The 3,946-nt window shown below is 68.2% G+C and carries 5 protein-coding genes; all 5 read left to right on the forward strand.

The genetic code is table 11. From position 1 onward, the window contains the following. Positions 1-313: 313 nt before the first annotated feature. The 5 genes from rplS (at position 314) to CHC05_RS40450 (ending at position 3,742) form a co-directional block, all read left to right on the forward strand. Positions 314-670: a 50S ribosomal protein L19 gene (gene rplS, locus CHC05_RS40430; RefSeq protein ID WP_089256209.1), complete on the forward strand. Its 357-nt coding sequence runs from the start codon at positions 314-316 to the stop codon at positions 668-670. 200 nt (positions 671-870) lie between these two features. Beyond that, the gene (lepB, locus tag CHC05_RS40435; RefSeq protein ID WP_089256211.1) at positions 871-1,710 is read left to right on the forward strand and encodes a signal peptidase I; all 840 of its coding nucleotides are present in this window, start codon (positions 871-873) and stop codon (positions 1,708-1,710) included. Next, positions 1,707-2,360: a signal peptidase I gene (gene lepB / locus CHC05_RS40440; protein WP_089256213.1), complete on the forward strand. Its 654-nt coding sequence runs from the start codon at positions 1,707-1,709 to the stop codon at positions 2,358-2,360. The genes lepB (CHC05_RS40435) and lepB (CHC05_RS40440) overlap by 4 nt, the downstream gene beginning before the upstream one ends. A 137-nt stretch (positions 2,361-2,497) precedes the next feature. Continuing rightward, positions 2,498-2,956 (forward strand): NUDIX hydrolase, encoded by a 459-nt coding sequence (locus CHC05_RS40445; protein ID WP_089256215.1) that lies wholly within the window; start codon positions 2,498-2,500, stop codon positions 2,954-2,956. A gap of 6 nt (positions 2,957-2,962) precedes the next feature. After that, positions 2,963-3,742 carry a ribonuclease HII gene (locus tag CHC05_RS40450; protein WP_089256217.1) on the forward strand — a complete coding sequence of 260 codons (780 nt, stop codon included), beginning with the start codon at positions 2,963-2,965 and terminating at the stop codon, positions 3,740-3,742. Positions 3,743-3,946 lie beyond the last annotated feature (204 nt).

Here is a 3,946-nt window from a genome sequence, read left to right on the forward strand (position 1 = left end):
CCAAGATCGACACTTCGGACAAGTCACATCCCGGACCCGCCAAACCACACCCTAACCAACCCCCTCTTGACAGAGGGGCGCCGGGAGCGACGGTCGCGCCCCAGGCGAACCCGGGACCCTGTGCTTGATCTTGGATCGGGTTGTTGATTTAGGGCCGGTTGGGTAACTCGCGGGTCGGTATGGCAAAGTGGTGGGGTTGCTTGCCGCAGTCGGCCACGCCGTGGATGGGCTGCGAGGATCTCCTGGGTTGGTGGGGGATCAGGATCACCCGTCGCGCACCGGTCCGGTGTGCCGTCATACCGAAGGATGAGCCATGAACACCCTGGACGCCGTCGACGCCCAGTCTCAGCGGACCGATATTCCTGACTTCCGCGCCGGTGACACCGTCAAGGTGCACGCCCGAGTCGTCGAAGGCAACCGGTCCCGTGTCCAGATCTTCCAGGGCGTGGTCATCCGTCGCCAGGGTGCTGGCCTGCGCGAGACCTTCACCGTTCGCAAGATGAGCTTCGCCGTTGGTGTCGAGCGCACCTACCCCGTCAACAGCCCGGCCATCGACCGGATCGAGGTCGTGACCCGCGGTGACGTGCGTCGCGCGAAGCTCTACTACCTCCGTGAGCTGCGCGGCAAGAAGGCCAAGATCAAGGAGAAGCGCGAGAAGCAGTCCAGCTGACATCTGTCACTGCTGTGCCATGGCCTCGTGCGGTTAGGCTAGCCCCCACGAGGCCTCTCGATCGGGAATCGCCTCGGGCAGCTTTGCCGTCGACGGACGGCGGCGTCCGCCTGCGGGCGCTTGACTGACCTGGGGAGAGGCTCGGCGTGGATCGAGGCGATGTCGGCCAGGAACGGCGGCGCCGGTTTCCCCGGCGCCGCATGCAAATGCCCCTCTGGCAAGAGCTGCCGCTGCTGCTGATCGTGGCGTTCTGCCTGGCCGTGCTGATCCGCAGCCTGCTGCTGCAGGCGTTCTTCATTCCGTCCGGCTCCATGGAGAACACGCTGCTCGTCGGCGACCGGGTGCTGGTCAACAAGATCGTTTATGACGTACGGGATCCCAAGCGCGGCGAGGTCGTCGTGTTCCGGGGTCCCGAGGCCTGGGCGCCGCAGCCGGTCGACGGCGGCGACCCGGGCCTGTTCAGCAAGTTGGGCCGGACGTTCGGCGACCTCATCGGGATCAGCCGGCCGGGCGCCAAGGACTTCATCAAGCGCGTGATCGCCGTCGGTGGCGACCGGGTGAGCTGTTGCGACGACCAGGGTCGCGTGATGGTCAACGGCAAGGGCCTCGACGAGCCGTACATCTTCGACAACTCGCCCCTCGACGTGCCGCCGGTGGCCGGTGAGTGCCGGTCGCGCCAGTTCGCCGAAGTGGTCGTGCCGCCGAACCAGCTGTTCGTGATGGGCGACCACCGCGGTGTCTCCCAGGACGCGCGTTGTCAGGGCCCGGTGCCGGTCGACAACGTGGTCGGGCGCGCGTTCGTGGTGGTCTGGCCGCAGGACCGGTGGGCCAACCTGTCGATACCCGACACCTTCGACAGCATCCCGCCGCCGATCGGCGGTGGCGAGGGTGGCGGTACTGGCGTTCCTATTCGTGGAACTGATTCGCCTCTGCCGGGAAAGGGAGACATTGTCGTCACAATGCCAATCTTCGCGTCCGTCCTTTTTCTGGCGCGTTCTCGACGCGGACTCCCAGACCGGCAACGTAGGCTCCGTCCGTGATTGAGGAACAGACCCCCCAGAAGTCGCCGCGCAGCTCGTCGTTCTGGAAAGAACTGCCGATCCTGCTCGGCGTCGCGATCCTCGTCGCCGTGCTGGTGCGGGCCTTCCTCCTGCAGACCTTCTATATCCCGTCGCCGTCGATGGAGCACACGCTCAACGTCAACGACCGGGTGCTGGTCAACAAGATCGTCTACAACTTCCGCTCGCCCGAGCGTGGCGAGATCATCGTGTTCCGCGCCCCCGCCGAGTGGCGCAGCGGGCTCGACGACGAAGACTTCATCAAGCGCGTGATCGCCGTCGGCGGCGACCGGATCGAATGCTGCGACGAGCAGAAGCGGCTGCGGGTCAACGGGCACTCGATCGACGAGCCGTACCTCTTCAACGAGAACGGCATCAGCGACCCGGCGGCGGATCAGCCGTTCGACTTCACGGTGCCCAAGGGGCGCATCTGGGTGATGGGTGACCATCGCGCGGCGTCGGGTGACTCGCTGGAGCACTGGAAGCAGAGCGACGGCGACCCGCTGATCTCGACCATCACCGAGGACTCGGTGGTCGGGCGGGCGTTCGTGGTCTTCTGGCCGGTCGGCCGGGCGACGTGGCTGTCGGTCCCGGAGACCTTCAACACCGTGCCGGATCCGTCGGCGGGCTAGGGTCCGTGGCGCGGCCCGGTTCCTGCCGGGCCGTCGCTTTCCCATCGAGCCGGGGCCGAGTGGCCCATGGTCTCGTGGAGCGGGCGCAGCGTGGTCCGCGCGACCGGGCCTCCCCGCCGCCTGACTAAGCTGGCGCGGTGACCGAGTTCCGGCCGCGGCGTGCCGCGCGGGTGTTGCTGGTCGACGACGGCGAGCGGGTACTGCTGTTCCACGGCGTCGATCCGCGGCGGCCTTCGCACAGCTACTGGTTCACCCCGGGTGGTGGCCTGTCCTCGGGTGAGGCGCCGGTGGCCGGCGCGGTGCGCGAACTGGCCGAGGAGACCGGCCTCGTCCGCGAAGTCGCCGATCTTGGCGAGCCCGTGTTCCAGGAGACGACGGAGTTTCCGTTCGACGGCGTCTGGTACCGGCAGGAACAGGAGTTCTTCCTGCTGCGCGTGCCGACGTGGCAGGTCGACACGGCCGGTTTCGACCAGATCGAGCAGGACTCGATCACCGAGCACCGGTGGTGGTCGATCGAGGAACTGGAGCGTACGAAGGAGCGGTACTACCCCGACGAGCTGACCGCCGTGCTGCGCCGGGTGCTGGGGAGGGACTGATCCGCCGTGCTGAGACCACCGCGCACCGTGGTACGCCGGGAGGGCGGCCTGTACGCCCTCGAGCGGGCGTTGCAACGGCGTGGGTTCCGGCACGTGGCCGGCGCCGACGAGGCCGGCCGGGGTGCCTGCGCCGGGCCTTTGGTGGCCGCGGCCGCGGTGCTGCCCGAGGGCAAGCGCGGCGAGATCGAGGGGCTGGCCGACTCGAAGCTGCTGACGCCGCTGGCCCGGGAACGGATCTACGCCGAGGTGGTCAAGCGCGCGCTGGCCTATTCGGTGGTGGTCATCCCGGCGGCCGAAGTCGATGCCCGAGGTCTGCACGTCTGCAACCTGCTGGCGATGCGCCGGGCGCTGGCGTCGCTGCCGGTGGGTCCCGAGTACGTGCTGACCGACGGGTTCCCGCTCGACGGCATGGGCGTGCCCGGGCTGGCCGTCTGGAAGGGCGACCGGGTGGCCGCGTGCGTGGCCGCCGCCAGCGTGCTGGCCAAGGTGACCCGGGACCGGATCATGGTCGAGCTGGACGGGCAGTTTCCTTCCTACGGCTTCTCGGAGCACAAGGGGTACGTGACCCCCGAGCACAGTGCGGCGCTCAGCGAGCACGGGCCGTGCGAGGAGCACCGGTTCTCGTACATCAACGTGGCCAACGCTTCGGGGCGGGACTCGCGTCCGCCGCGCAGCCGGCGACCCCGGGCGCTGACGGATCCGTCCAGCTTGGGCGGTGAGGTGGTGCCTGACCTGGATCCTGGGGCGGCGGAGTCGTTGGCCGCTGAGTTGGCCTCCGACTCCTGATCTTTAGTGCCTGTCGGCCTCGGGGCTTGGCAGTCGTGGCCTCCTATTCGTTTGACAGGTTCTGGACGGTCGGTGGACGCGGACCTGGCAGCGCAGCGAAGCGGAGCGGTCCCCGGCGGGAGTGTCCTGTGTCAACCCTCGGGTTGTTGATCTTGGTGGAGGAGGGTTTGGAGGGCGCGGTGTCGGTTCGGGTCGTAGGGGGTG

Source organism: Asanoa hainanensis (genome assembly GCF_900188485.1).
Classification (GTDB): Bacteria; Actinomycetota; Actinomycetes; order Mycobacteriales; family Micromonosporaceae; genus Asanoa; species Asanoa hainanensis.

Bases quoted from the DNA above. Each gene is read 5' to 3' on its own strand.
- rplS (WP_089256209.1), top strand. From the start codon at position 314: ATGAACACCCTGGACGCCGTCGACGCCCAGTCTCAGCGGACCGATATT.
- lepB (WP_089256211.1), top strand. From the start codon at position 871: ATGCAAATGCCCCTCTGGCAAGAGCTGCCGCTGCTGCTGATCGTGGCG.